General features: G+C 68.9%; 26 protein-coding genes. 12 read left to right on the top strand and 14 right to left on the bottom strand.

All coding sequences use genetic code 11. The features are described 5' to 3' along the window. Positions 1-10: 10 nt before the first annotated feature. The 12 genes from AC0KUR_RS09280 to AC0KUR_RS09335 all read right to left on the bottom strand — a co-directional run bounded on the left by AC0KUR_RS09280 (position 11) and on the right by AC0KUR_RS09335 (position 11,678). Positions 11-1,270 carry an ABC transporter ATP-binding protein gene (locus AC0KUR_RS09280; RefSeq protein ID WP_473375902.1) on the bottom strand — a complete coding sequence of 420 codons (1,260 nt, stop codon included), beginning with the start codon at positions 1,268-1,270 and terminating at the stop codon, positions 11-13. 119 nt (positions 1,271-1,389) lie between these two features. Next, complete coding sequence (locus tag AC0KUR_RS09285) at positions 1,390-3,123, bottom strand: ABC transporter permease (protein WP_473375751.1); 1,734 nt, start codon at positions 3,121-3,123, stop codon at positions 1,390-1,392. Positions 3,124-3,234: 111 nt separating this feature from the next. Then, complete coding sequence (locus AC0KUR_RS09290; RefSeq protein ID WP_049032028.1) at positions 3,235-4,128, bottom strand: amidohydrolase family protein; 894 nt, start codon at positions 4,126-4,128, stop codon at positions 3,235-3,237. Positions 4,129-4,143: 15 nt separating this feature from the next. Beyond that, positions 4,144-4,458: an L-rhamnose mutarotase gene (rhaM, locus tag AC0KUR_RS09295; RefSeq protein ID WP_049032029.1), complete on the bottom strand. Its 315-nt coding sequence runs from the start codon at positions 4,456-4,458 to the stop codon at positions 4,144-4,146. Between the two features lie 11 nt (positions 4,459-4,469). Further along, on the bottom strand, positions 4,470-5,255 hold the full coding sequence (locus AC0KUR_RS09300; protein WP_343726830.1) for an SDR family NAD(P)-dependent oxidoreductase: 786 nt from the start codon (positions 5,253-5,255) through the stop codon (positions 4,470-4,472). Between the two features lie 9 nt (positions 5,256-5,264). Next, on the bottom strand, positions 5,265-6,443 hold the full coding sequence (gene rhmD, locus AC0KUR_RS09305; RefSeq protein ID WP_034192099.1) for an L-rhamnonate dehydratase: 1,179 nt from the start codon (positions 6,441-6,443) through the stop codon (positions 5,265-5,267). A 41-nt stretch (positions 6,444-6,484) separates the two neighbouring features. Further along, on the bottom strand, positions 6,485-7,420 hold the full coding sequence (locus AC0KUR_RS09310; RefSeq protein WP_059560929.1) for a dihydrodipicolinate synthase family protein: 936 nt from the start codon (positions 7,418-7,420) through the stop codon (positions 6,485-6,487). Between the two features lie 70 nt (positions 7,421-7,490). After that, entirely contained in the window at positions 7,491-8,375 is an 885-nt protein-coding gene (locus tag AC0KUR_RS09315) for a glycosyltransferase family 2 protein (RefSeq protein WP_034192097.1), read from the bottom strand. Positions 8,376-8,497: 122 nt separating this feature from the next. Continuing rightward, on the bottom strand, positions 8,498-9,202 hold the full coding sequence (locus AC0KUR_RS09320; RefSeq protein ID WP_034192096.1) for a GntR family transcriptional regulator: 705 nt from the start codon (positions 9,200-9,202) through the stop codon (positions 8,498-8,500). A gap of 82 nt (positions 9,203-9,284) precedes the next feature. Continuing rightward, entirely contained in the window at positions 9,285-10,052 is a 768-nt protein-coding gene (locus tag AC0KUR_RS09325) for a maleate cis-trans isomerase family protein (protein WP_226253183.1), read from the bottom strand. A 20-nt stretch (positions 10,053-10,072) separates the two neighbouring features. After that, a complete protein-coding gene (locus AC0KUR_RS09330; RefSeq protein ID WP_069706177.1) occupies positions 10,073-11,317 on the bottom strand; it encodes a D-amino acid dehydrogenase in 1,245 nt (414 codons plus the stop codon). Positions 11,318-11,330: 13 nt separating this feature from the next. Beyond that, the gene (locus AC0KUR_RS09335) at positions 11,331-11,678 is read right to left on the bottom strand and encodes a RidA family protein (protein WP_034192093.1); all 348 of its coding nucleotides are present in this window, start codon (positions 11,676-11,678) and stop codon (positions 11,331-11,333) included. 306 nt (positions 11,679-11,984) lie between these two features. Between AC0KUR_RS09335 and AC0KUR_RS09340 the strand changes: the two genes are divergently transcribed. The 10 genes from AC0KUR_RS09340 to rfbB are packed head-to-tail and all read left to right on the top strand — an operon-like array spanning position 11,985 to position 21,130. Continuing rightward, positions 11,985-13,079, top strand: coding sequence for an ABC transporter substrate-binding protein (locus AC0KUR_RS09340; protein ID WP_049032445.1), 1,095 nt, complete (start codon positions 11,985-11,987; stop codon positions 13,077-13,079). A 16-nt stretch (positions 13,080-13,095) separates the two neighbouring features. Then, positions 13,096-13,989 (top strand): branched-chain amino acid ABC transporter permease, encoded by an 894-nt coding sequence (locus tag AC0KUR_RS09345; RefSeq protein WP_059560921.1) that lies wholly within the window; start codon positions 13,096-13,098, stop codon positions 13,987-13,989. Continuing rightward, positions 13,982-14,869, top strand: a complete 888-nt coding sequence (locus AC0KUR_RS09350) for a branched-chain amino acid ABC transporter permease (RefSeq protein ID WP_083286585.1) — start codon at positions 13,982-13,984, stop codon at positions 14,867-14,869. Before AC0KUR_RS09345 ends, AC0KUR_RS09350 begins: the two co-directional genes overlap by 8 nt. Beyond that, the gene (locus AC0KUR_RS09355; RefSeq protein WP_473375752.1) at positions 14,866-15,648 is read left to right on the top strand and encodes an ABC transporter ATP-binding protein; all 783 of its coding nucleotides are present in this window, start codon (positions 14,866-14,868) and stop codon (positions 15,646-15,648) included. Before AC0KUR_RS09350 ends, AC0KUR_RS09355 begins: the two co-directional genes overlap by 4 nt. Next, complete coding sequence (locus AC0KUR_RS09360; protein WP_473375753.1) at positions 15,645-16,364, top strand: ABC transporter ATP-binding protein; 720 nt, start codon at positions 15,645-15,647, stop codon at positions 16,362-16,364. Before AC0KUR_RS09355 ends, AC0KUR_RS09360 begins: the two co-directional genes overlap by 4 nt. Beyond that, on the top strand, positions 16,361-17,740 hold the full coding sequence (locus AC0KUR_RS09365) for an MFS transporter (protein WP_069706174.1): 1,380 nt from the start codon (positions 16,361-16,363) through the stop codon (positions 17,738-17,740). Before AC0KUR_RS09360 ends, AC0KUR_RS09365 begins: the two co-directional genes overlap by 4 nt. A 42-nt stretch (positions 17,741-17,782) precedes the next feature. Continuing rightward, positions 17,783-18,679 (top strand): glucose-1-phosphate thymidylyltransferase RfbA, encoded by an 897-nt coding sequence (rfbA, locus tag AC0KUR_RS09370; RefSeq protein ID WP_175028275.1) that lies wholly within the window; start codon positions 17,783-17,785, stop codon positions 18,677-18,679. Continuing rightward, positions 18,676-19,248: a dTDP-4-dehydrorhamnose 3,5-epimerase gene (rfbC, locus tag AC0KUR_RS09375; RefSeq protein ID WP_175903471.1), complete on the top strand. Its 573-nt coding sequence runs from the start codon at positions 18,676-18,678 to the stop codon at positions 19,246-19,248. The genes rfbA and rfbC overlap by 4 nt, the downstream gene beginning before the upstream one ends. Further along, the gene (gene rfbD, locus AC0KUR_RS09380) at positions 19,245-20,129 is read left to right on the top strand and encodes a dTDP-4-dehydrorhamnose reductase (RefSeq protein WP_473375754.1); all 885 of its coding nucleotides are present in this window, start codon (positions 19,245-19,247) and stop codon (positions 20,127-20,129) included. The genes rfbC and rfbD overlap by 4 nt, the downstream gene beginning before the upstream one ends. After that, on the top strand, positions 20,126-21,130 hold the full coding sequence (gene rfbB / locus AC0KUR_RS09385) for a dTDP-glucose 4,6-dehydratase (RefSeq protein WP_069706172.1): 1,005 nt from the start codon (positions 20,126-20,128) through the stop codon (positions 21,128-21,130). The genes rfbD and rfbB overlap by 4 nt, the downstream gene beginning before the upstream one ends. Here rfbB and AC0KUR_RS09390 read toward each other — a convergent pair. Then, positions 21,067-21,543 carry a hypothetical protein gene (locus AC0KUR_RS09390; RefSeq protein WP_473375903.1) on the bottom strand — a complete coding sequence of 159 codons (477 nt, stop codon included), beginning with the start codon at positions 21,541-21,543 and terminating at the stop codon, positions 21,067-21,069. The two genes, rfbB and AC0KUR_RS09390, sit on opposite strands and share 64 nt — an antisense overlap. Positions 21,544-21,813: 270 nt before the next feature. Continuing rightward, positions 21,814-23,052, bottom strand: a complete 1,239-nt coding sequence (locus AC0KUR_RS09395) for an SfnB family sulfur acquisition oxidoreductase (RefSeq protein WP_034192082.1) — start codon at positions 23,050-23,052, stop codon at positions 21,814-21,816. A 303-nt stretch (positions 23,053-23,355) separates the two neighbouring features. Between AC0KUR_RS09395 and AC0KUR_RS09400 the strand changes: the two genes are divergently transcribed. Then, a complete protein-coding gene (locus AC0KUR_RS09400; RefSeq protein ID WP_473375755.1) occupies positions 23,356-23,514 on the top strand; it encodes a hypothetical protein in 159 nt (52 codons plus the stop codon). Continuing rightward, on the top strand, positions 23,511-24,911 hold the full coding sequence (locus AC0KUR_RS09405) for an LLM class flavin-dependent oxidoreductase (RefSeq protein ID WP_473375756.1): 1,401 nt from the start codon (positions 23,511-23,513) through the stop codon (positions 24,909-24,911). The genes AC0KUR_RS09400 and AC0KUR_RS09405 overlap by 4 nt, the downstream gene beginning before the upstream one ends. Positions 24,912-24,965 lie beyond the last annotated feature (54 nt).

Consider the following 24,965-nt stretch of genomic DNA (forward strand, 5'->3'; position numbering starts at 1 on the left):
GCCGTGACGGTCAGCGGCCGAACGTGCGGGTGTGGTCGTCGTAGTCGAACAGTCCCGCGTAACGGCCCCAGTCGGTCACGACCCGCAGCGCCTGGTCCGCGCTGCGCGGATCGAGACGATCCTCCAGTTCGAGTTCGAAACGCTCGCGCGGCGCGCGACGCCCCTCGCGTTCGCCGAGCACTTCGTCGATATGCTCGGCGAGCGGCACGAACCGGACGACGTGCTCGCGAAACAGGCGCCGCCGCGCATCGTCGTCGCTTTGCGCGAACACCTGGCCCGCGGCGCTCAGCCGGATGGTCCGGTCGCGCCATTCGGCGAACGCGAGCAGATGGAGCGCGGCCGCCGTCGAATGGAGCGCGTCGACCCGGAGCGCGAGCGCCGCTGCAATCGTGCCGAGTTCCGCATGCCCGTCGTACGGCGCGGCCGCGAGCGTCTCGACGAATCCGGCGAGGTGGTGACTCGACACGTTAGGCAGTTTCATGGCCAGCGCACCGCCCGTCGCTGCGCGGTCGGCCGTCGCATCGGCGATGCGTGCCGTCAGCGCCGCATAGATCTTGCCGACGATCGCCTGCACGGCCGGATCATGCCGGCTGCGCGGGCGCGGCAGCGGCACGTTCAGCGTCGCCTCGATGTGCGCCGGGCCGCCGCCGAGCACCAGGATGCGATCGCACATGAGCACGGCTTCCTCGATGTTGTGCGTCACCATCAGCACCGACCGCGTCGACAGCTGGTGCGCATCCCACAGGTCGAGAAAGTCGGTGCGCAGCGTTTCGGCGGTCAGCACGTCGAGCGCGGAGAACGGTTCGTCCATCAACAGCAGCACGGGTTCGCTGACGAGCGCGCGGGCGAAACCGACCCGCTGACGCATGCCGCCCGACAGTTCGCGGGGAAACGCCGATTCGAACCCGTCGAGCCCGATCAGCTCGATCGCGGCGGCCGCGCGGGCGCGGGCATCGCCCGGCGCAAGACCCAGCGCGTCGAGGCCGAGCTCGACGTTTTCGATGACGGTCAGCCACGGATACAGCGCGAAGGTCTGGAATACCACCGCGATGCCGTCGGTCGGACCGGCGAGCGGCGCACCGCGATACGTCACCGTCCCGGACGAGGGTCTGACGAGCCCGCCGGCGATCCTCAGCAGCGTGGATTTGCCCGAACCGGAGCGGCCCAGCAGCCCCAGGATCTCGCCCGTGTGCAGCGCGAGGTCGATGTCGGCCAGCACGTGCCGCGGCTCGCCGGACGGCTCCGCGAACGATCGGGATACGGCCCGCATCTCGAGCACGACCGCCGCCGGGTCGGGCGGCGGCGCCGCCGCGTGCGTGACGTTGCGTTCGGTGTCTTCGCTGAGGTTCGGCACCCGCGTCTCCCGTGCGTAAAGGATCGGTTGAGGGCTCAATCGAGCCGCGTGCGGCGTTCCGCGAACGCGACCATCGGGCGCCACACGACCCGGTTGGTCGCGATCACGAGCAGCGACATCGCGGCGACGCCGAGCGCGATACGCGGATAGTCGCCGGCGTCGGTCATCCGCGCGATATAGGCGCCGAGTCCGCCGGCATCCAGGCGCGTGCTGCCCCAACTCACGGCCTCGGCGACGATGCTCGCGTTCCATGCGCCGCCCGACGCGGTAATCGCGCCCGTCACGAAGTACGGCAGGACGCCGGGCAGCATCACGTGTCGCCACCAGGTCGCCGGCCGTACCCGAAAGCACGCGGCCGCTTCGCGCAGGTCGGCCGGGAACGCGTTCGCCCCGGCGATCACGTTGAACAGGACATACCATTGCGCGCCCAATATCATCAGCGGGCACAGCCAGATGCGGGGTTCGAGCCGCAGGTGCACGATCGCGAACACCGCGACCGGAAACAGCAGGTTGGCCGGAAACGCGGCGAGGAACTGCGTGACCGGCTGGATGCGGGCGGCCACGCGCGGCCGCAGACCGATCGCGATGCCGACCGGCACCCAGATCGCCGACGCGATCGTGACCAGCACGGTCACGCGCACGAACGTCAGCGCGCCTTCGCTCGCGACGACACGCAGGTCCGTCCACGTGAGCGTCGCACGTCCGTGCCGGTACAGTTCGACCGCCGCATACACGCATCCCGCCCCGCACAGTGCAAACCCGAGCACGTCGCCCGCGTGGCGCGGCAGCGCGATCCGGGCGCGCCATGCCGGCACGAACCCGCGCAGCCGCGCGCGCGCCACCCGGCGCAACACCGCCCGGACCGGGCCGACCCCACGGGCGATCCATGGCGATCGGTGGAACAGGTCGAGCATCCAGCTGCGCGACGCGACCGTGGGCGACGCATCGCCATAACGGAACCGCTCCGACCACGCGACCAGCGGCCTGAACAACAACTGGTCGTACAGGGCGATCGTGACGCTCATCGCGACGATCGCCCAACCCACGGCCGCGAGGTCGCGATTCGCGATCGCCTGCGCGACGAAGGCGCCGACGCCCGGCAGGTCGACGCGCCGGCTGCCGACCGCGATCGCCTCGGCCGCGACCACGAAAAACCAGCCGCCCGACATCGACATCATCGCGTTCCAGACGAGCCCCGGCATCGCGAACGGCACGTCGAGGCGCCAGAAGCGCTGCCATGCCGACAGCCGGAAGCTGCGGCTGGCCTCGTCCAGATCGAGCGGCACCGTGCGCAACGCCTGGTAGAAGCTGAACGTCATGTTCCACGCCTGGCTGGTGAAGATCGCGAAGATCGCCGCGCACTCGGCGCCGAGCATCCGCCCCGGAAACAGCGACAGGAAGAACGGCACGGTAAACGACAGGTAGCCGAGGATCGGCACCGACTGCAGCACGTCGAGCAGCGGGATCAGCACGCGCTCGGCGCGACGGCTGCGCGCCGCGGCGGTCGCATAGACGAACGTGAAGACGATCGACGCGAGCAGTGCCGCGAACATGCGCGCGACGGTGCGCAGCGCGTAGCCGGGCAGCGCCGCGGGCGACAGCGAAATGGCCGGGGGAGGCGCCACCGCCAGCGGGCCGGCCATCTGGTGCGCCGAGAGGCCGGCCAGCAACAGGAACCCGACGACGATCAGCATCGCGGCGAGATCCCGCCAGCCCGGCGCCGGCAGCGACCAGCGCCCGCCCCGCAACCCCTCCGCATGGTGCTCCACGACGCCCCTCCCCGCCGATGATGGCGGTTCATCTTCGCGGGCGGGGCGGCCGGCGGGCTTGACTTGCGTCAAGCGCGCCGCAACGGGCGGCGCCATGCATGCGGCGAGTGGTCAGAGGCGATAGATCCGTTCCGCATTGCCGATGAACAGCGCCTGCCGTTCCGCATCGCTCGCGCCGGCGACGATGTCCGCATACGCTCGCCAGAGCGCCGGATAGCCGGCATGCAGCCGGTCGATCGGAAAATTCGACGCGAACATGCATCGCGCGGCGCCGAACGCGTCGATGCCCTCGAGCACATAGGGCCGGAAGCTCTCGACCGTCCACCGATGATCGAACATCGCAAGCCCGCTCAGCTTGAGCACGACGTTCTCGCGGCGGGCGAGCCCGTGCAGCCCGGTACGCCACGCGCGATAGCCGTGCACGCTGTCGCGGTCGACGAACATGCCCGCGTGATTGACGATGAAGACCGTGTCCGGATGCGCGTCGACCAGGGCCAGCGCGGCCTCGACCTGGGACGGATAGAGCTGCAGGTCGAACGACAGCCCGAGCCGGGCGAGCCACCCGAAATGCGCGCGCCAGCCGGGATCGTCGAGATAGTCCCGGTCGACGTAGTTGTACCAGGGGTTCGCGTGACGGTTCAGCACCTGACGAATACCGCGCACGTTCGCGCAGGCGGCGGCCGCCTCGAGCCGCGCGGGCGCGTCGGCACGCGACAGGTCGACGCCCGCGACGATGCCCTCGGGCATGCCGCCGCTCGCCGGCGCATCCGCGAGCGCCTGCAGCCATTCGACCTCGCTCGGCGTGGTCCACGCGTCATGGATCGCCTCGACGTGCACGACTTTCAGGACATCGATCTCGCCCGCGTCCGCGCGCAGATCGGCCGGGCCATAGGCGCGCGGCAGCGCGGCCACCGGCCCGGAGAACGCCGGCTGCGCGCGGTCGAGCCAGCCGTAGCTCAACGCATCGGCATCCCAGAAATGCACATGTGGATCGACGACCTGCATTACGCCTCCTGACGGTCACGCGAGATGGAACATCGGTTCCAGCGGTTTTTCGAGCGGCCGCCCGTCCTCGTCCGTCGCCATCAGGTCGGCCATGTACGCCCACCACCGGCGCATCACGTCGGCCTGCGCGAGCTCGGCCATCCGGTGCCCAGCCGGGCGTTTCAGGACGGCGAACAGGCAATCCGTTTCGTCGTCGAGGAAAATCCAGTAGTCCGCGATGCCGGCCGCGCGCAGCGCGTCGGCGAGCGCCGGCCAGATCGCGTCGTGGCGCCGCCGATACTCGTCCTTGCGCCCGCGATGCAGCCGCATCCTGAACGCGATCGTCTCCATCTCCGCCCCCTTCATTGCAGGTTCACGTACAGGCCGCCGTCGACGAGCAGCGCCGCGCCGTTGACGTAGCGTGCCAGGTCCGACGCGAGGAACACCACGCAGTCCGCGACGTCGTCGGGCTCGCCGAGGCGGCCGAGCGGAATCCGCTGCTCGAAGTACTCGGCCTTGCCGGGCGCCGCGAGATCCGCTTCGTTGATCTCGGTGCGGATCGTGCCCGGCAGCACGGAATTGCAGCGGATCCGGTGCGGGCCGAGCGCGACCGCGCACGACTGCATCAGCGCATGCACGCCGGCCTTCGTCGGCGTGTAGTGCGTCTGCATGCCGCCGCCGACCAGCGCGCTGATCGAACTGGTCGCGACGATCGCGCCGCCGTCGCCTTGCCTGGCCATTTGGCGCGCGACCGCCTGGGCCACGTGGAACGCGCCGTGCAGGTTGACCTCCATCGTGCGTCGCAGCAGGTCGGCGGGCAGGTCGAGGAACGCGTGGAACGGGCAGATCCCCGCATTGCTCGCCAGCACGTCGATCCGGCCGAACGCGTCGACGGCCCGCTCGACCAGTTCGTCCGCGGTGTCCGGCCGCGCGATGTCGCCCGGCACCGCGAGCGCGCGCCGGCCGGTCGCCCCGATCTCGTCGATCAGCGCGTCGAGCGCGTGATCCGACTGCGCCGGCAGCAGCGGGTTGGCCCAGTAATTGACGACGACGTCGGCGCCATGCCGCGCGCATGCAAGCGCGATCGCCCGGCCGATGCCGCGCGAGCCGCCGGTGACGACGACCACCTTGTTCTCGAGCAGTTTCATCGCGGCGGCTCAGTGCGTGTAGGGCCGTTCGGTGCGCACGGCCGGATTGAGCCGCACACCGAACCCGGGCGTGTCCGGCACCTTCATCCGTCCGCCGCTCGGCACCGGTTCGTCGAGCAGCAGCGGATCGAACATCGGCACGACGCGATCCGCCTGCGGCGCCATCATCAGGAATTCCGCGAACGGGCTGTTGTGCCGCGTCGTCACGAAGTGATAGCTGTAGACCGACGAGCCGTGCGGCACCACCAGCACGCCATGCGCGTCGGCGAGGGCCGAAATGCGGACGAGTTCCGTCATTCCGCCGCACCAGCCGACGTCGGGCTGGATGATGTCGCAGCAGCCCATCTCGAGCAACATGCGGAAGCCCCAGCGCGTCGCCTCGTGCTCGCCCGTCGTCACGAGCAGATCGGGCGGCGCCGCGCGGCGCAATTGCGCATAACCCCAGTAGTCGTCGGGCGGCAGGCACTCCTCGATCCACTTGAGCCCATAGGCGTGCGCCTCGTGCGCGAGCCGGGTTGCATAGCGCACGTCGAGGCTCATCCAGCAGTCGAGCATCAACCAGAAATCGGCGCCGACGCGCTCGCGCATCGTGGCCAGTTCATCGAGGTTGCGGCGCAAGCCGTCGTCGCCCTCCGCCGGACCATGATGCAGCGGCAGCTTGCCGCCGATGAACCCCATCTCCTTCGCGAGGTCCGGCCGCGCGCCGGTCGCGTAGAACTGCAGTTCGTCGCGCACCTTGCCGCCGAGCAACTGGTGCACCGGCTCGCCGCGCACCTTGCCGAGCAAGTCCCACAACGCGAGGTCGACGCCGGAGATCGCGTTCAGCACCACGCCCTTGCGTCCGTAATAGAGCGTCGCGTGGAACATCTGATCCCACATCTTCTCGATGTCGGTCACGCGCTGACCTTCGATGAAACGCGCCAGATGGCGCTCGACGATGAACGCGCCGATCTCGCCCCCCGTCGTCACCGCGAAACCCACCGTGCCGTCGCTCGCCTCGATCTCGATCACGAGCGTGCCGAGCACGTTGATGCCGAACGACTGCCGGCTCTGCCGGTATTCGGGGTAACGCGCCATCGGCGTCGCGATGTGATCGTCGATCCAGTGGTCCGCGCCCTGGTCGTGGTAGTCGGCGCCGCCGCCGCGCACCGTCAGCGCGCGGATGTGTCGTATCGTGGGCATGCTCATCGGGACATTCCTCGCAGGGGAAAAGGAAACAGGCAGGCGCGTCAGCGCGCCCAGCGCAGCACGCACGCGTCGAGCCGCCGCGCGATCTCCACGAGGCCCGCGCGCGTCTGCGGGTGCAGCGGCACCAGCGGGCGCCGCGGCGCGTCCGACGCGATCACGCCGCCCGCCTTCATCAGCGCCTTGCAGGCGAGCAGCCCGGCCTGGCGGTTTTCATAGTTGATGAGCGGCAGCCACTTCTCGTAGCCGGCCACCGCCTCGTCGCGACGGCCGGCGCGATAGGCGGCCAGTATCGGCTGCAGGCCGTCCGGATACCCGCCGCCGAGGATGCTGCCGGTCGCGCCCGCGTCGAGATCGGCGAGCAGCGTGATCGCCTCCTCGCCGTCCCACGGCCCCTCGATCGCGTCGCCGCCGAGCGCGATCAGCTCACGCAGCTTCGCCGCCGACTGCGGCACCTCGATCTTGAAATAGCGCAGGTTCGGAATCGTGCGCGCGAGCCGCGCGAGGAACGCCGCCGATACCTGCGTGCCGCTCATCGGCGCGTCCTGGTACATGATCGGAATGTCGATCGCGTCGGAAACCTCCGAGAAGAACGCGCCGATCGCCGCCTCGCCGCAGCGGATCGTCGCGCCGTGATACGGCGGCATGATCATCACCATCGCCGCACCGGCCGCCTGTGCGCGCCGGCTGCGTGCCGCGCAGATCACCGGATTGAAGTGGGTCGTGGTCACGATCACGGGCACCCGCCCCGCGACGTGCTCGAGGATCATCCCGGTGAGCCGCTCGCGTTCGTCGTCGGACAGCGAGAACTGCTCCGAGTAGTTCGCGAGGATGCACAGCCCGTCGGCGCCCGCGTCGATGATGAAGTCGACGCAACGCATCTGCCCTTCCAGGTCCAGTTCGCCCGATTCGGTGAAAATGGTCGGCGCGACGGAAAACGCGCCCGTATAGCGGCGAGTGGCCTGCGTGTCGTGAATCATCTTGTCCGCCTCTGTTATTTAGGATTACATAAATGATGAAACGATATTTCGCACGTCGTCATACGTTGATTCAGACCCTGCCGTACCGGCCGCGCAGCCCGTCCGTCACGCCGCACAGAATCGCGTGCAGCTTGGTTCGCTTGTCGCGGGCATGCAGCAGGATGAACGCCACGTGCTTCAGCGTGATCAGGTTGATCAGCAGCATGGCCGGATAGCGGCGCCAGTAGTCGCGGGCGACCAGGATGCAATTGCGGGCCGCGTAGTAATGGCGCAGTGCGCTCTGGTCGAAGATCTCGACGCGCGGCCAGTGCTGCCGGGCCGACGGACTGCCGAGTTCGTGCGGCAGCGACACGTCCGCGTTCACGCGCACCGGCACGCCGTTCGCCTGCGCACGCATGCAGTACTCGGCATCGACATGGTCGATGAAGAAATCCTCGCGAAACCGCCCGAGGGCGCGATAGGCGTCGAGCGAAATCGCGGTGCCGGACGAGATGATCACCGAGCACGGCAGCAAGCCGTGCGCGCCGTCGCCGATCGGCGTGATCCGCGCGGACCAGCGGCCCACGGTGAAGAGCGGCAGGTTGCGCCGGAAGTTGCGGTTGAAGATCCGCGGCCCGACCAGAAAGCGCGTATCCCCGATCGTCGCGCACCCCGCGAGCATCCGCTCGAAATAGTCGGCGGGCACGGTCGAATCCTGGTCGAAGATGAAGAAGACGTCGCAACCGCGGCGGATCAGAAACTCCACGCCGGCGTTGAACGCGCCGGCGATCCCGCCGCGGTTGTGGTTCGCAACCACGTCGACGCCGTGCGCGGCGAGCCGCGCGTGCAGTTCGCGATCGACGACCGGCGAGTTGTCGACGGCAACGACGGCCGGACTGTACGCGGGCAAGCCCAGCAAATGATCGATCTGCGCCGCGGACGGCTTGTACAACGTGACCAGCGTGCCATGTTTCATGACGGCACCTCGTAACGAAAGCGTGGCGATGCGCCGCACCGGGTTGCGGGCGGCCCGTCCTCCTTTGCCTTGCGTCTCGTCGGTACGGCCTCGCGATGCACGCGTGCATCGCGGGCCGCCCGTTATTTCGCGTACAGCTTGACGACGCTCGCTTCCACGACCCGCGTGATTTCCTCCATCCGCCAGCGGATGTGCGTGTCGGTCAATGCAACGCAACGTTCCGTGTCGCGCGCGGCGAGCGCGTCCAGGATCTCCAGGTGCTCGGTGAAGGCCTCGTCGCGCCGCTGATCGACGTCGACCCACCGCACGTAGTGAATCCGCGCGTTGATGCCCTGCAGCACGCGCCCGATCTCCGCATTGCCCGACAGCGCGGCAAGCTCCAGGTGAAACAGTTCGTCCTTCAGGACGAGCTCCGACGACGGCATCCGCGATGCGCTCTTCATCACCTGCCGCCAGAAGCGGCGCAGGGTCTTGATGTCGTTGTCGGACGCCCGCTCGCATGCAAGCATCACCGCGGTCGACTCGATCGAACGCCTCAGCTCAAAGAGATCGAACACGTCTTTCCCTTCCAGTTGGCGGATGAAGAATCCGCGATTCGGCACGAAGACCAGCAGGTTCTCCGCGACGAGACGGTTCAGTGCTTCCCGGATCGGCGTGCGGCTGACGTCGAACCGCTCCGCCAGTTCAAGCTCGTTGACCCGCTCGCCCGGCCGGATCTTGTACAGCACGGCCATCTGCTTCAACTGCTCGTAAATCTCGTTGACCGTCAGGCCCGCGCGTTTCGGCGCCAGTGTCTCGCGGCCGCCAAGCACGGAATTCGCTGCCATTTCGCCTCCTCCTTCGTCTGTCGGCGACCGTCATTATCGGCCATGAACCGGCCTGCGGGCGCCTCGGGTGCTGCGGCCACCGTCATTGCATCAACAGGCGCCCGAAACCCGGCACCGGATCGTCGACGCCCGCGAGCCGCAGCGCATGCCACGCAAGCGCGTGATTGCTCGACAGGACCGGCTTGCCGGCGCGCGCCTCGATCTCCGCGAGCGCGTCGACGAGCCGGAGGCTCGTGCACGACACGAACACCGCGTCCACCGCCGGATCGACGGCCAGCGCGAGCACCGCGCGCTCGATCGACGCGCGGTCGATCCGCGCCACCTCGTTGTCGTCGCGATGCTCGAACGAGCCCGCCCTGACGACGTCGACGCCACGTGCGCGCAGGTAGGCGGCCATGGCTTCGTTGATCGAGCGCTCGTACGGCGTGAGCAGCGCGACGCCGCGCGCGCCCAGCGCGCCCAGCGCGACCCGTGCCGCGGTGATCGGCGTCGTGCACGCGACGCCCGGCCGCGCTTCGCGGATCCGCTCGAACACGCGCTCCTCGCCGAGCACCGTCGACGCGGACGTGCAGCCGAACGCGACCACGTCGAGGCGCTCGCCGGGGCGAATCAGCTCGACGGCCGCCGCGATCCCGCCGTCCATCCGCGCGAGCGTCTCCGCGGTGATGTCGGCGGAGTTCGCGATCCGGCTCTCGTAGAACGCGACGCCGTCGAGCGCGAGCACGCGCCGCCATTCGTATTCGATCGTATGGTCGGTCGCGAGCACGACGAGCCCGATCGCCGCGCGGCGCGCGATGCCCGCATCGAGCGAGAAGCCGAAGCGCGCGTACGAACCGGCATCCTGCTGCATGGGGGTCGTAAGAAGTTCGCTCACTGGAGTGTCATCCCGGTAATGTCGATGTCGGGTTGCCGGCCGTGGATCAGGTCGGCGACGATTTTCGCGGTACCGCACGACATCGTCCAGCCCATGTGGCCGTGCCCGGTGTTGAGAAAGAGATTGCGATGGCGGGTCGCACCGATGATCGGCGTGCCCTCCGGCGTCATCGGCCGCAATCCGGCCCAGTACGACGGCTTCGTGTAGTCGGCGCCGTTCGGAAACAGCGCCCGCGCGGTCGCCAGCATGTGCGCGAAGTCCGCGGGCGTGTGGGTCGTGTCGTAGCCGCTGAATTCGGCCGTCGCGGTCAGGCGCAGCCGGTCGCCGAACCGCGCCCATGCGACGAGCTGGTTTTCCTCGACGCCGCCGAGCGTCGGCGGATCGTGGCGTGCGTCGATCGGCAGCGTGACCGAATAGCCTTTCACCGGATAGATCGGCAAGCGGTAGCCGAGCCCGCGCGCGACGAACGGCGAGTACGCGCCGAGCGCAAGCACGTAGCGGTCGCCGCTCACGCGGCCCTGCGACGTCTGCACGTAGTCCACCGCGTCCGCGCTCGCGCGCATGCCGTCGATCGTGGTACCGAAACGGAACTCGACACCGAGCGCGCGGCAGCGTTCGGCGAGCGCCCGGGTGAACAGGTGCGCATCGCCGCTCTCGTCGGACGGACAGTAGATCGCACCGGCGATCGCATCCGCCGCGCCGGCAAGCGCGGGCTCGCGCTCGATCACCGCGCGCGAATCGAGCGTCTCGAGCGGCAAGCCGTTCTCGGACAGAATTCGCATGTTCGCGATGCCGCGCTCGAACGATGCGGGATCGCGGTACAGATACAGCAAGCCGCTGCTGATCCGGTCGTACGCGAGCACCTCGTCGCGCGTCGCGGACTGCAGCTGCTGCTGCGCGTAGCGGCACAGCCGCACCTTGATCGACGTGTTCCGGCGCGAGCGCTCCGCCGTGCAGTTCCGCAGGAACAGACGGCACCACGCCCACATCCGCCAGTCCGGCGACCACTTCAGGCGCAACGCCTGCCCGTCCGAAAACAGCGACTTGAGCAGGATCTTCGGCGCGCGCGGGGAGGCCCACGTATAGGAATGCCCCGGCGCGATCAGTCCCGCGTTCGCGAAGCTCGTCTCGAGCGCGACGCCGTCGCGCCGGTCGACCACCACGACCTCGTCGCCGGCCTTCGCGAGAAAGTACGCGGTCGTCACACCGACGATGCCGCCTCCGAGCACGACCGTCTTCATCGCGCGTCCCCCGCTAGCACGCGGCGATCGCCGCGATTTCGACCGTGTATTCGGGAAACGCGAGCGCCGACTCCACGCAGGCGCGCGCCGGCGCGTCGCCCTGCGGCACCCACGCATCCCAGACCCGGTTCATGTCGGCAAAGCTCCGGTGATCGGCAAGCCAGATGCTCGCGGACACGATCCTGCGCTTGTCGAGCCCCGCGCCATCGAGCAGCCGGTCGATCTTGTCGAGGATCTGGCGGGTCTGGCCGGCGACGTCGAGCGCGGTGTCGTCGGCCACCTGTCCGGCAATGAACGCGAAGCCGCCCGCGACCACGAGCTGGCTCATCCGTTCCCCCGCGCCATAACGCTTGATTTCCATCGCACCGCCTCCGCTTCCGTGTCGAGTGGGTTGAATTCTAAGCATCCATATTCACGACTGTATACACTTTTTTCAAAAAGATTCGACGCTGAGCCAATTTGGCGCACGTGCCCGCAGCTGGTGTTTACCGTCGCCCGTATTGTGCATTTCATGCGCTAAAACAACGCATTTTCTTGTGAATTCCGGGGCGCTTCGCGAACCGCTCGAGATTCGTCCAAAAAATGTTTGCCAACGATTTTTGTTCTGTGATTCTGTCGACACTTTTGTATTTCAAACGCGATTCAACATCGATTCAGGAGCGCAAAAATGAAGCTGGGTTGCTGGAGTCTCGGGATCTGCGTCGCGCTCGGCGCGTGGGCAACGTTTCCTGCATATGCGGACGTCAGCGTCGGCGCCGTGTTGCCGCTGACCGGCGCAAGCGCGTCGATCGGCGAGGACCAGCGGCGCGGGATCGAGCTCGCGGTCGCGAAGATCAATGCGCAAGGCGGCGTGCTCGGGCAGAAGCTGCAGGTACGGATCGAGGATTCGGGCGGCACCGCGAACACGGCGCTCGACGCCGCTCGCAAACTGGCGACCGTCGAGCGCGTGCCGCTCGTGCTCGGCGAATTCTCGTCGTCGGTGACGATTCCGGTCGGACAATTCCTCGTGCGCCAGGGCGACGTGCACGTCAACATCGGTTCGTCGAGCCAGCAGGTCCGCAAGATCGGCGCGGGTTCGTTCAGCACGATCGGGCTCGACGACCAGTCCGCGCGCTTCGCCGCGCAGGACGTGTACGACCGCAAGCTGCGGCGCGTCGCACTGATCGCGCCGAACAACGGTTACGGCCAGGGCATCGCCACCGAGTTCAAAAAGCGTTTCGAGGCGCTCGGCGGCACGATCGTCTCGACGGTTCTCTACACCGAGGGCCAGTCGACCTACCGGCGCGAGCTGGAACAGGCGTCGCGTGCGCAGCCCGACGGCTACGTGTACAGCGCGTACGGACAGGAAGCCGCGACGTTGAACCGGCAGGCGTTCGAGATGCGTCTCAACCAGCGGCCGTGGTACGGCATCTACCTGACGATGTGCACGAGCGATACCCCCGCCCAGATCGCGCAGGGGCAGATCGGCCTGGAGGTCGCGGCGCTCGGCGGCAGCGCCGCCGCGTACGCGGCGGCCTATCGCGCCGCGTACCACGAGGCGCCGCGCTCGGCCTTCGGCAGCTACGCGTACGACGCGACGATGCTGTCCGCCGCGGCAATCAATCGCGCGCGTTCGGCCGATCCGGCGAAGGTGCGTGCGGAACTCGCGGCCGGCCAGCCCTATGACGGCGTGACGGGCACGATCGCGTTCGATGCCGACGGCCAGCGGCTGGTGCAGCCGTACGAGAAGGTCGTGTACCGGCAATCCGTCGTCGCGCAGTAGCCACCGGGAGCCTGCGATGCTGCAATTCCTGATCGATGTCCTGATGCGCACGTCCGACCTGTTGCTGGTCTCCGTCGGCCTGTCGACGCTGTACTCGCTGATTCGCTTCCCGAACATCGCACACGTCCAGTACGCGATGGTCGGCGCGTTCGCGACCCTCGGGTTCGAGCGCGTCGGCATGCCGTTCGCGCTCGCGACCGCCGTCTCGTGCGCGCTGGTCGGCCTTGCCGCGACGCTGCTGAACCTGTTCGTGTTCACGCGCCTCCTGCGCTCGGGCAGCGCGGTCGCGATGATCGGCTCGCTCGCCGTGTCGCTGCTCGCCGTCGCGCTGATGCTCGGCACGGCCGGCTCGCGGCCGCTGCAGTACGCGCAGGCGGTGCGCCCGCCGCTGATGGTCGGGGGCGTCGCGATGTCGTCCGCGCAGGCGGCTTCGATCGCGTGCGGTGGCGTCGCGCTCGCCGTGTTCGCGCTGCTGCTATACCGCACCCGCCTCGGCCGGGCGATGCGCGCGCTCGCATCGAATCGCGCGCTCGCGCTCGCGACGGGCATCGATGCGCAGCGCGTGACCAACGTGATCACGTTCGCCAGCGGCGTGCTCGCGGCGCTCGGCGGCACGATGCTCGGCGCGACCGAAAGCGTGCACGTCAACCTCGGCTACGGGCTGCTGATCCCGGTGTTTTCCGCCGCGATCCTCGGCGGCCTCGGCAATCCGCTCGGCGCGGCGGCCGGCGCTTTCCTGATCGCGCTGGCCGAGACGATCGCGCTCGACGTCGACTTCGGCGGGCTGGTCGGTCGGCCGCTCGCGTTCTTTCCGGTCGAATACGTCGGCGCGGTGTCGTTCGCGATCCTGCTCGTCGTGCTCGTGTTCCGGCCGTATGGCCTCTTCGACGGGGAGGTCCGTCGTGTCTAGTTTCATCGTCCATCTGCTGACCGTCACGTGCCTGTACGCGACGATGGCGCTCGGCCTGAACCTGCAGGCAGGCTACGCGGGGCTCGTCAATTTCGGCTTCGTGGCGTTCGCGGGGCTCGGCGCCTACGCCGCCGGCATCGCGTCGCAGCTCGGCTGGCCGCTGCCGGCCGCCCTCGCGCTCGCGGCAGGCGCGGCGAGCGTGCTGGCCGTCGCGATCGCGCGGCTCGGTCGTCACCTGTCGGCCGACTACTGGGGCATCGCGACGCTCGCGATCGCCGAGATCCTGCGCACGTTCGCGCTGAACGAGGGCTGGTTGACGGGCGGCGCACAGGGTATCGGCGGCATCGCGCCGCTCTTTCCCGGATTGCGCGCGCCGTGGGCCGATCTCGCGTTCCTCGCCGTCGCGGCCGGCGGCCTCGCCATCGCCTACGCCGCCTGCCGGCTGCTGACCACCGGCCGCTTCGGCCGCGCGCTGAAGGTGATGCGCGAGGAGCCCGCGCTCGCCGTCTGCTTCGGCTACGACCCGGTCGCGCTGAAGACCTGGGCGAGCGTCGCGGGCGCGCTGCCCGCGGCGTTCGCGGGCGCGCTGCTCACCTGGTACATCAGCTACGTCGGCCCGGACGCGATGGTGGCGTCGGAAACCTTCGCGCTGTGGACCATCGTCATGGTCGGCGGGCTCGGCAGCCACGCCGGCGTGCTGGCCGGCGCGCTGATCGTCCAGGCGGTGTACGCGTTCGCGCCGTTCCTGAAGGACTGGCTCGGCGTCGGCAGCGACCTCGCCGGTGCGGTGCGCCTCGGCCTCGTCGGCCTGATGCTGCTCGCGTGCGTGCTGTGGCGCCCGCGCGGCCTTGTGCCGGAACGACTGGAGGTTCATCCATGAGCGCGCTGCTCGACCTTGAAGGCGTCACGATCCGCTACGGCGACAATGCGGTGCTGTCCGGCCTCTCGCTGTCCGTCGGCGACGGCGAGATCGTCGGGCTGCTCGGCCCGAACGGCTCGGGCAAAAGCACGGCGCTCAACGCGATCACGGGCTTCGCCCCCGTCGCGGCCGGCGCGATCCGCTTCGCCGGGCGTCGCATCGACACGCTTGCGCCGCACCGGATCGCACGGCTCGGCATCCGCCGGACGTTCCAGTTGCCGTCGATGCCCGCGCGCATGTCGGTGCTCGAACTGGCGATGGCCGCGTCGTCGGCCCGTCACGGCCCCGTCGCGGCGCTCCTGCGCAGTCGTGCGACCCGCACGCTGGAAACCGCGACGCGCGCACGCGCCACCGCGCTGCTCGAGGAACTGAAGCTCGCGCACGTCGCGCAACTGGGCGCCGCGGCGATCTCGGGCGGCCAGAAGAAACTGCTCGGCATCGCGTGCGCGATGATTACCGAGCCGAAGCTGCTGCTGCTCGACGAGCCGACCGCGGGCGTTCACCCGAACCTGCGCGGCGAACTGGTCGCCGAACTGCGCCGCATCCGCGGGCTGGGCGTCACGCTGGTCGTGATCGAGCACGACATGCACTTCATCCGCGAGCTGTGCGACCGCTGCATCGTGCTCGATCGCGGCGCCGCGATCGCCGACTGCCGTCCCGCCGAACTCGAAAGCAACCGCCGCGTGCTCGATGCGTACCTGGGACGCGCCCATGCGCGCCGCCTGATGGAGGCGTCATGATCGACGTTCGCGACCTGGTCGCCGGCTACACGGCCGACATCGACATCCTGCACGGCGTATCGCTGTCCGTCGGGCCGGTCGACATCGTCACGATCCTCGGCCCGAACGGCTGCGGAAAATCGACGCTCCTCAAGGCGATCGCCGGCTTCGTCCTGCCCCGCGCCGGCACGGTCACGATGCATGGCCGCGACATCGCGCGCGTGCCGGTACACCGCAAGATCCGCGAACACGACATCGGCTTCGTGCCGCAGACCGACAACGTGTTCGGCGCGCTGACGGTTCGCGAGAACCTGATGCTCGGCGGCCACGCGATGTCCGCGTTCCCCCGCGAAACGCGGATCGAGGAGCTGTGCGAGCAATACCCGGTGCTGCGGCGCCGCTACCGGTCGCCCGCGGGCGCGCTGTCCGGCGGCGAGCGGCAGATCGTGTCGCTCGCGCGCGCGCTGATGTCGCGCCCGGTGCTGCTGTTGCTCGACGAGCCGTCGGCCGGCCTGTCGCCGAAAATGGTCGACGAGGTATTCGACGCGATCGTGCGGATGCGCGATACCGAGCACATCGCCGTGCTGATGGTCGAACAGAACGCGATCGAGGCGCTGCGCATCGCCGATCGCGGCGTGGTGCTGACGATGGGCCGCGTCGCGCTGACGGGCACGTCGACCGACCTGCTCGACAGCGACGAGATGCGGCGTCTCTATCTCGGCGGGCGCGCGGCATGAGCACGAACACCGCTCCCGCCGCCGGTGCGGCCGGCGCGCCTGCCGCGCGGCCGGTGCACGTGATGGTCGCGCTTGCCTGCGGCTTCGTGATGGCGATGCTCGACGTGACCATCGTGAACGTCGCGCTGAAGGCGATGCAGGCGAGTCTCGACATGTCGCTGACCGCCCTCGTCTGGGTCGTCGACGCCTATACGCTCAGCTTCGCCGCGCTGCTGCTGTTCGGCGGCGCGCTCGCGAACCGTTACGGGCCGCGGGCGATCTACGTCGCCGGGCTCGCGCTGTTCGTCGCCGCGTCGGTGCTGTGCGCGGCCGCGCAGACGAGCGGCATGCTCGTCGCCGCGCGGCTGCTGCAGGGCGTGGGGGCCGCGCTCTTCATGCCGAGCTCGCTGAGCCTGCTCACGCTGGCGTTTCCGGCCGGACCACTGCGCACACGGATGATCGGCATCTGGGGCGCGCTGGTATCGGCGGCGATGGCGATCGGGCCCTGCATCGGCGGCATCCTCGTCGACGCGATCGGCTGGCGCGGGATCTTCTGGGTCAACCTCCCCGTCGGGCTCGCCGGCCTGTGGCTCACGCGCCGCCATGTCGGCCATTCGCCGCGCCATCCCGGCCCGCTGAACACGCTCGGCCATCTGCTCGGCGCGCTCGCGCTCGCGGCACTCAGCTATACGCTGATCGAGGGGCCGGGCGCCGGCTGGCGCTCGCCCGCCATCGTCGCCGGTGCGGCCGTGACGTTCGCCGCCGGCGCGGCATTCGTCTGGCGCGAACGTGGCGCCCGCGACCGGATCCTGCCGCCCGCGCTGCTGCGCAACCGGCGCTTCGTCGCGGGCGGCCTGCTCGGGCTCGCGATCAATTTCGGCATCCTCGCGGAAATCTTCCTGCTGAGCCTTTACCTGCAGCAGGTGCGCGGTGCAAGCGCGCTGCGCGCCGGCTTCGAGCTGTTTCCGCTCATGGCGATGTTCGGCATCGGCAATCTCGCGTCCGCCCGCGTGAGCGCGCGGCTCGGTCCGCGCGGCACGCTGCTCGCGGGCCTGGCGCTCGCCACGCTCGGCAGCGCCGCGCTGATCGGTATCGAGGCGCTCCCTTACACGGCGCTCGCGATCGCGGTCGGCATCGCGAACTTCGGTGCGGGCCAGGCCATCCCCGCGATGAATCTCGTCGTCATGCAGTCGGCCGGCCCCGCGGACGCGAATCTCGCCGCCGCATCGCTGAACGCGAGCCGGCAGATCGGCTCGCTGGTCGGCGTGGCGATCGCGTCGGTCGTGCTTCATGCGATCGCCAGCCCGGACCGCGCAACCGCGGCCGGTTTCGCCGTGATCGCGCTGGTCTACCTGGCCGGCTTCGCGATCGTGTTCGGACGCATCGACCCGGGTTGACGCGCACGCGGGCCCGCCCTTCTTCATGACAGCGAGGACATCATGCACACAGCGACTGGCCGTAAGGGATTGATTCTGGCGGGCGGATCCGGCACCCGGCTCCATCCGCTCACGCATTCGGTATCGAAGCAACTGATGCCGGTGTACGACAAGCCGATGATCTACTACCCGCTCAGCACGATCATGCTGGCCGGCATCCGCGACGTCCTGATCATCTCGACGCCGCGCGATCTCGACGCGTTCCGGCAACTGCTCGGCGACGGCGAACAATGGGGCATGAATTTCTCGTACGCGGTGCAGCCGAGCCCGGACGGACTCGCGCAGGCCTTCGTGATCGGCGCGCCGTTCATCGGCAACGACGCCGCGACGCTCGTGCTCGGCGACAACATCTATCACGGTCCGGCGCTGTCGGCGCTGCTGCAGCGCGTCGCCGCGCGCACGACGGGCGCAACTGTGTTCGGTTATTACGTGCGCGACCCGGAGCGCTACGGCGTCGTATCGTTCGACGAGCACGGGCGGGCGATCGATCTCGAGGAGAAGCCGCGCGACCCGAAATCGCACTACGCGGTGACGGGGCTTTACTTCTACGACAACGACGTCGTTTCCCTCGCGAAGGAGGTGCGCCCGTCCGCGCGCGGCGAGCTGGAGATCACGGACCTGAACCGCGCCTATCTGGCGAACGGCAAGCTGAACGTCGAGATCCTCGGCCGCGGTTATGCGTGGCTCGACACCGGCACGCACGAGTCGCTGCTCGACGCGGCGAATTTCATCCAGGTGATGCAGGCCCGCCAGGGGCTGCAGATCGCCTGCCCCGAGGAAATCGCGTACCGGCTCGGCTGGATCGACTCGCAGCAGCTCGAAGCGCTCGCGCACGCGCTGTCGAAAAGCGGTTATGGCCGTTACCTGCTCGACGTCCTGAACAAGGAGGTCGCCGCATGACGTCCGTCATCGAGACGACGCTGCCGGGCGTGCTGCTGATCGAACCGGCGAGCTTCGGCGACGCGCGCGGCTTCTTCGTCGAAAGCTATCGCGAGTCGTGGCTGCGCGACGCAGGTGTCGATGCAGGTTTCGTGCAGGACAACCACTCGCGCTCCCGGCGCGGCGTGCTGCGCGGCCTGCACTACCAGTTCCGGCATCCGCAGGGCAAGCTCGTGCGCGTGTCGCGCGGCGCCGTGTACGACGTTGCGGTCGACATCCGGCCCGGTTCGCCGCATCTCGGACGCTGGTTCGGCACCGTGCTCGACGACGTGTCGCATCGCCAGCTGTGGATTCCGCCGGGCTTCGCGCATGGTTTCTGCGTGCTGTCCGACGAGGCCGACTTCGCGTACAAGTGCACCGCGTACTACGATCCGTCGTCGGACGCGGGCGTACGCTGGGACGACCCCGACATCGGCATCGAATGGCCCACGCTCGACGTGCCGTTCGAGCTGTCCGACAAGGATCTCCGGCAGCCGCGCCTGCGCGACCGGCCGCCGGCGGCGCCCGACCTTCACGGAGCCGCGCGATGACGATCCTCGTGACCGGCGTGCTCGGCCAGGTCGGCCGTGAACTCATGCTGCGCGCGGGGGGACGCCCGACAATCGGGCTGTCCCGCGAGCAGCTCGACATCGCCGATCGGCAGGCGGTGCGTGACGCGCTCGCCACGCACCACGCGACGCTCGTGATCAATGCGGCCGCGTGGACGGCCGTCGATCGCGCGGAAACCGAACCCGACGCCGCCTGGCGCGCCAATTGCGCCGGCCCGGCGGCGCTCGCCGACGCGTGCGCCACGGCCGGCATCCCGTTGCTGCACCTGTCGACCGACTACGTGTTCGACGGCCGCGCGCCAGGCGCGTACGACGAAACGGCGGACGTCGCGCCCCTCGGCGTCTACGGACACACCAAATGGGCCGGCGAGGAAGCCGTCCGCCAGCGGCTGCCCGATGCGCATGTGATTCTCCGCATTGCGTGGGTATTCGGCGCGCACGGCGGCAATTTCGTGCGCACGATGCTGCGGCTCGGACGCGAACGCGACGAACTCGCCGTCGTCGCCGATCAGTACGGCGGCCCGACGCACGCCGCCGCGGTCGCCGACGCGCTGCTCGCGATCGCGGATCGCCATCGCGCGGGCGCCACGCTGCGCTGGGGCACCTACCACCTGTGCGGCACGCCCGTCACGACCTGGCACGGCTTCGCCGAGACGATCTTCTCGCAGGCACGGCGCGCCGGCCTCATCGATCGCCTACCGCTCGTGCGCCCGATCCGCACGGCCGCCTATCCGCTGCCGGCGCCACGGCCGGCGAACTCCGCACTCGACTGCACCCGCATTCGCGAGCATTTCGGCATCGACGCGCCGTGCTGGATCCCGGCGCTCGCCGACGTGCTCGATACCTGGAAACGAACCTCATGAGCCATCGACCGAAACATGTCCTCGTCACGGGCGGCGCCGGGTTTATCGGCGCCAACTTCGTCCATCACCTGCTCGCGACGGATCCGCAGGTCCGGATCGTCAATCTCGACCTGCTCACGTATGCCGGCAGCCTCGACCATCTCGCGGGCGCGGAAAGCACCGACCGCCACCGGTTCGTGCTCGGCGACATCTGCGACCGGCCGCTCGTCGAAAGCCTGTTGCGCGACCATGCGATCGACACGATCGTCCACTTTGCCGCCGAGAGCCACGTCGACCGCTCGATCACCGGCCCCGGCGAATTCGTCCGCGCGAACGTCGTCGGCACCTGGACGCTTCTCGAGGCGGCGCGCACGGTCTGGATGAACGGGCCCGACGCCGACGCGCGCGCGCCGCGCCGCTTTCATCACATCGGCACCGACGAGGTATACGGATCGCTCGCCCCGACCGATCCGCCGTTCTCGGAAACCACGCCGTACGCGCCGAATTCGCCGTATTCGGCCAGCAAGGCCGGCTCCGACCATCTCGTGCGCGCGTACTTCCACACGTACGGGCTGCCGGTCACGACGACCCACTGCTCGAACAACTACGGCCCGCGCCAGCACGCCGAGAAGTTCATCCCGACGGTGATCCGCAACTGCGTCAACGGCACGCCCATCCCGCTCTACGGCGACGGCGCGAACGTCCGCGACTGGCTATTCGTCGACGATCACTGCCGGGCGATCGATGCCGTGATCCGGCGCGGCACGCTCGGCGAAACGTACAACGTCGGCGGATGCAACGAGTGGCGCAACGCCGACATCGTCGACCTGATCTGCTCGCTGCTCGACGTGCGGCGACCGCAGGGCGCGCCGCACGCGCGCCTCAAGCACTTCGTCGCCGACCGCCTCGGCCACGACCGTCGTTATGCGATCGACGCCGGCAAGCTCGAACGCGAACTTCAGTGGCAACCGACGGAAACCTTCGAGACAGGCATCGTGAAGACGCTCGACTGGTACCTGTAGACGTCGCGATGGGTTGACGCTGCCCCGAAAGTCGATCCCTGGGGGAGGTAAAAAACCGGGGGGCGGCAGGCGCGCCGCGTCTCGCTCGAAAACCTGAAGAGCCTGAGGGAAGGGTCCGGCCCATGCGGATGGCCGATCAGCCGCACGAGACGCACAAACGCGTACGACCGCGCGGGTCCGCCTAGCCAAGCCAGCGCGCGTCGGGCCAATGGCCCTGCTCGAACGTGGTTTTCACGCAGTCGAGCTTTCACGCAGTCGAGCAGCACACCGACCACGCAGCGAACCGGCGCGCTCGCCTGCCGGCTGCCGGTCGCCGCCAGTACGATCGTGCGCCGCAGCCCGGGCGGCGCGAGCGGCGCCGCGCTCAGCGTGCGCTGCGCGATCTCCTGCGTGACGGCGACGGCCGGCAGAATCGTCCACCCGTGACCTCGCGCGACCCGTTCCTTCTACACGCTCAGCGTATTGGTTTCGGCCACCACCCGCAGCGTCACGTCGGCCTCGGCCGCCGCGTGCTCGATTGCCGCGCGCAGGCCCTGCGGCGCGGACAGATCCGACGTGCTGGCCTTCCGGCATCGGAATGTCCGCGCAAACAGACAAGGTCATCCACTGGCTGCTCTCCGGCCTGGAACCCGGAAGCCAATCCGAATGCCTGCGCCGTCGCCGACGGCCGCCCCGCCATCCGCTCAGTTCCACGCATGGCGCGCCGGACGCACGCCGTTCAGGTAGTAGTTGCCGACGAGGTGGTATTTCCAGCGCACCGGATCGTGCAGCGTATGCGTGCGCGCGTTGCGCCAATGCCGGTCGAGGTTGTGCTCGGCGAGCGTCGACTGCGTGCCGGCCAGCTCGAACAGTTTCTCGCCCGCGAGCAGCGCGACCTCGGTCGTCAATACCTTCGCTTCGCCGACCGCGACCGATGCGCGCGCGACGTCGTCTTCGGTCACGTCGCCGCGCGCCGCGATCTCGTCGAGCGTGCGCGCCGCGCGTTCGAGCAACGCCTCGGCCGCGTGCAGCTGGATGTGGAGGTGGCCGATCTCGCGAATCGTCAGCGGATCGTCGGCCGCGCGCTCGACACCGCTGTCGACCCACGGGCGCGTGCGGGTCCGCACGAACGCCAGCGTATCGTCGATGGCCGCCTTCGCGATGCCCGCGTCGATCGCGGCCTGGATGATCTGCGACAGCGGACCGTTGAGCGTCGGCACGTCCGACACGCGCTGCGCGGGCAGCACGTGCGACGCCGGGACGCGCACCGCGTCGAGCACGACCGTGCCGCTCGCGGTCGTGCGCTGCCCGAATCCCGACCAGTCGTCGATCACGGTCAGCCCGGGCGTCGCTCGCGGTACGTATGCGAGCCACGCCTGGTGCGCGTCGTCGAGGCCGAGCACCGGCACGTAATGCGCGAACAGCGCACCGGTCGAGTAGAACTTCGTCCCGTCGACGATATAGTCGTCGCCGTCGCTGCGCACGCGCGTCTTCAGGTCGAGCACGTGCTTCGTGCCCTTCTCCGAGAACCCGTTGCCGAAGCGCTTGCCGCTCAGGATTTCCGCGAAGAAATGGCGCTTCTGCGCGTCGGTGCCGGTCAGCGTGATCACGTCGACCAGCCCGAAATGATTCTGCGGCAGCTGCCCGAGCGACGGATCGGCCGCCGCGACGATCTTGACGACTTCGGTCAGCGTCACATGCGACACGCCCGCGCCGCCGTATGCCTTCGGCACCGTGATCGCCCACAGCCCCGACTGCGAGAACCATTCGATTTCGTCGCGCGGCAGGCGGCGGTCCCGATCGCGCTCGGCCGCGCCTTCGGCGAGCCGTTTCGCCAGCGCGTGCGCGGCTTCGATCGCCTGTGCGTCGTTGGCGATCACGCGGGCGGCATGCGGTTGTGCATCGGCGGGACGCTCCTGAATCGTGGCGCTCGTGTCTGACATCGGACTCTCCTGTCGAATGACGAAAGCATTCAATCTAGCAGCGCGGCGCGAGCCGGAAAAACGAGCGATTCTCGGAACGATATTCCTTTGGATAACAAACGACCGCGCGATTCGCGGCGGCTTCGCGCCGGCGACGTCGTGCTGATGCATCGCAATCGACGCGTCAGCGTCGGGGCGCCCCCGCGTGCCCGAAGTAATACGCATCGACGATAACGATCTGCGAATCCGTTATTGGAACGCGCACGCCGCGCTTCCTATACTGGCCTCCCGGCGCAATCGGCCCCGCTCTTCGAGGAACACCGCATGACTTCGTCGCACGCAGCTCCCGACCTTTCCACCGGCACCGACCACGACGCGCTCGCGAGCCAACTCCGGCCGATCCTCGAGCGCGAACACCGCCGCGAATCGGCGCACGAGGCAATCGGCTGGCGCGCCGGCGCGGCAACGGGAGCCGCGCGATGAGCAAGACCATCCGCTTCAACGCGTTCGAGATGAACTGCGTCGGCCACCAGTCGCCCGGCCTGTGGGCGCATCCGCGCGACCGCTCGTGGCAGTACAAGGATCTCGACTACTGGACCGACCTCGCGCGCGTGCTCGAACGTGGCATCTTCGACGCGATCTTCATCGCGGACGTGATCGGCTATTACGACGTCTACAAGGGCAGCAACTATCACGCGCTGCACCAGGCCGCGCAGATTCCGGTCAACGACCCGCTGCAGCTCGCCGCGCCGATCGCGATGGCCACCGAGCATCTCGGCATCGGCATCACCGCATCGACGACGTTCGAGCACCCGTACACGTTCGCGCGCCGGCTGTCGACGGCCGATCATCACACGAAGGGCCGGCTCGCGTGGAACATCGTCACGTCCTACCTGGAGAGCGGCGCAAAAAACGTCGGCGATCACGGCCTGCGCACCCACGACGACCGCTATGCGGTCGCGGCCGAATACGTCGAGGTGCTGTACAAGCTGTTCGAGGGCAGCTGGGAGGACGGCGCGGTGGTGCGCGATCGCGACGGCCGCGTGTTCACGCATCCCGAGAAGGTTCACGAAATCGGCCACAAGGGCCGCTTCTTCGACGTGCCCGGCTACCACCTGTGCGAACCGTCGCCGCAGCGCACGCCGGTGCTGTTCCAGGCCGGCGCGTCCGGCCCCGGCAAGGCGTTCGCCGCGCAGCACGCGGAATGCGTGTTCGTGGCCGCGCCGACTCGCGAGCAGCTCGCGCGCTACGTGGCCGACGTGCGCGCGCAGGCAGCCGCCGCGCGGCGCGATCCGGCGAAGGTGCTGATCTACAACCTCGTCACGGTGATCGTCGACGAGACCGACGAGAAGGCGCAGGCCAAGTTCGACGAATACCGTCGTTACGTGTCGTACGACGGCTCGCTGGTGTTCATGTCGGGCTGGACCGGCATCGACTTCGGCCAGTATGCGCCGGCCGATCCGGTGCGGCGCGTCGAAACGAACGCGATCGTGTCGGCGGTGGAGCATCTGGCCGGCGGCGACACCGCGTGGACGATCGAGGCACTGGCCACATGGGGCGGCATCGGCGGACTCGGTCCGGTGTTCGTCGGCTCGGCCGCGACCGTCGCGGACATCCTGCAGGAATGGGTGGCGGCGACCGACGTCGACGGCTTCAATCTCGCGTACGCGGTGGCGCACGAAACCTTCGAGGATGTCGTGCGTTATCTCGTGCCGGAGCTGCAGCGGCGCGGCGTGTACCCCACCGCGTATGCATCGGGCACGCTGCGCGAAAAACTGTTCGGCGGCACCGCGCGGCTGCCGGACACGCATCCGGCCGCACGGTTTCGCGACATCGAGCAGGTCAAGCGCGCGGCCGAACGGGAGGCGGTCAGCGCGTAGTGAAAGGGGGAAGCCGGTCGGCCCGCGTGCGCGTCGACCGGCTTCCGTGCAAAA

It is taken from the genome of Burkholderia sp. YHN3-13 (genome assembly GCF_055810675.1).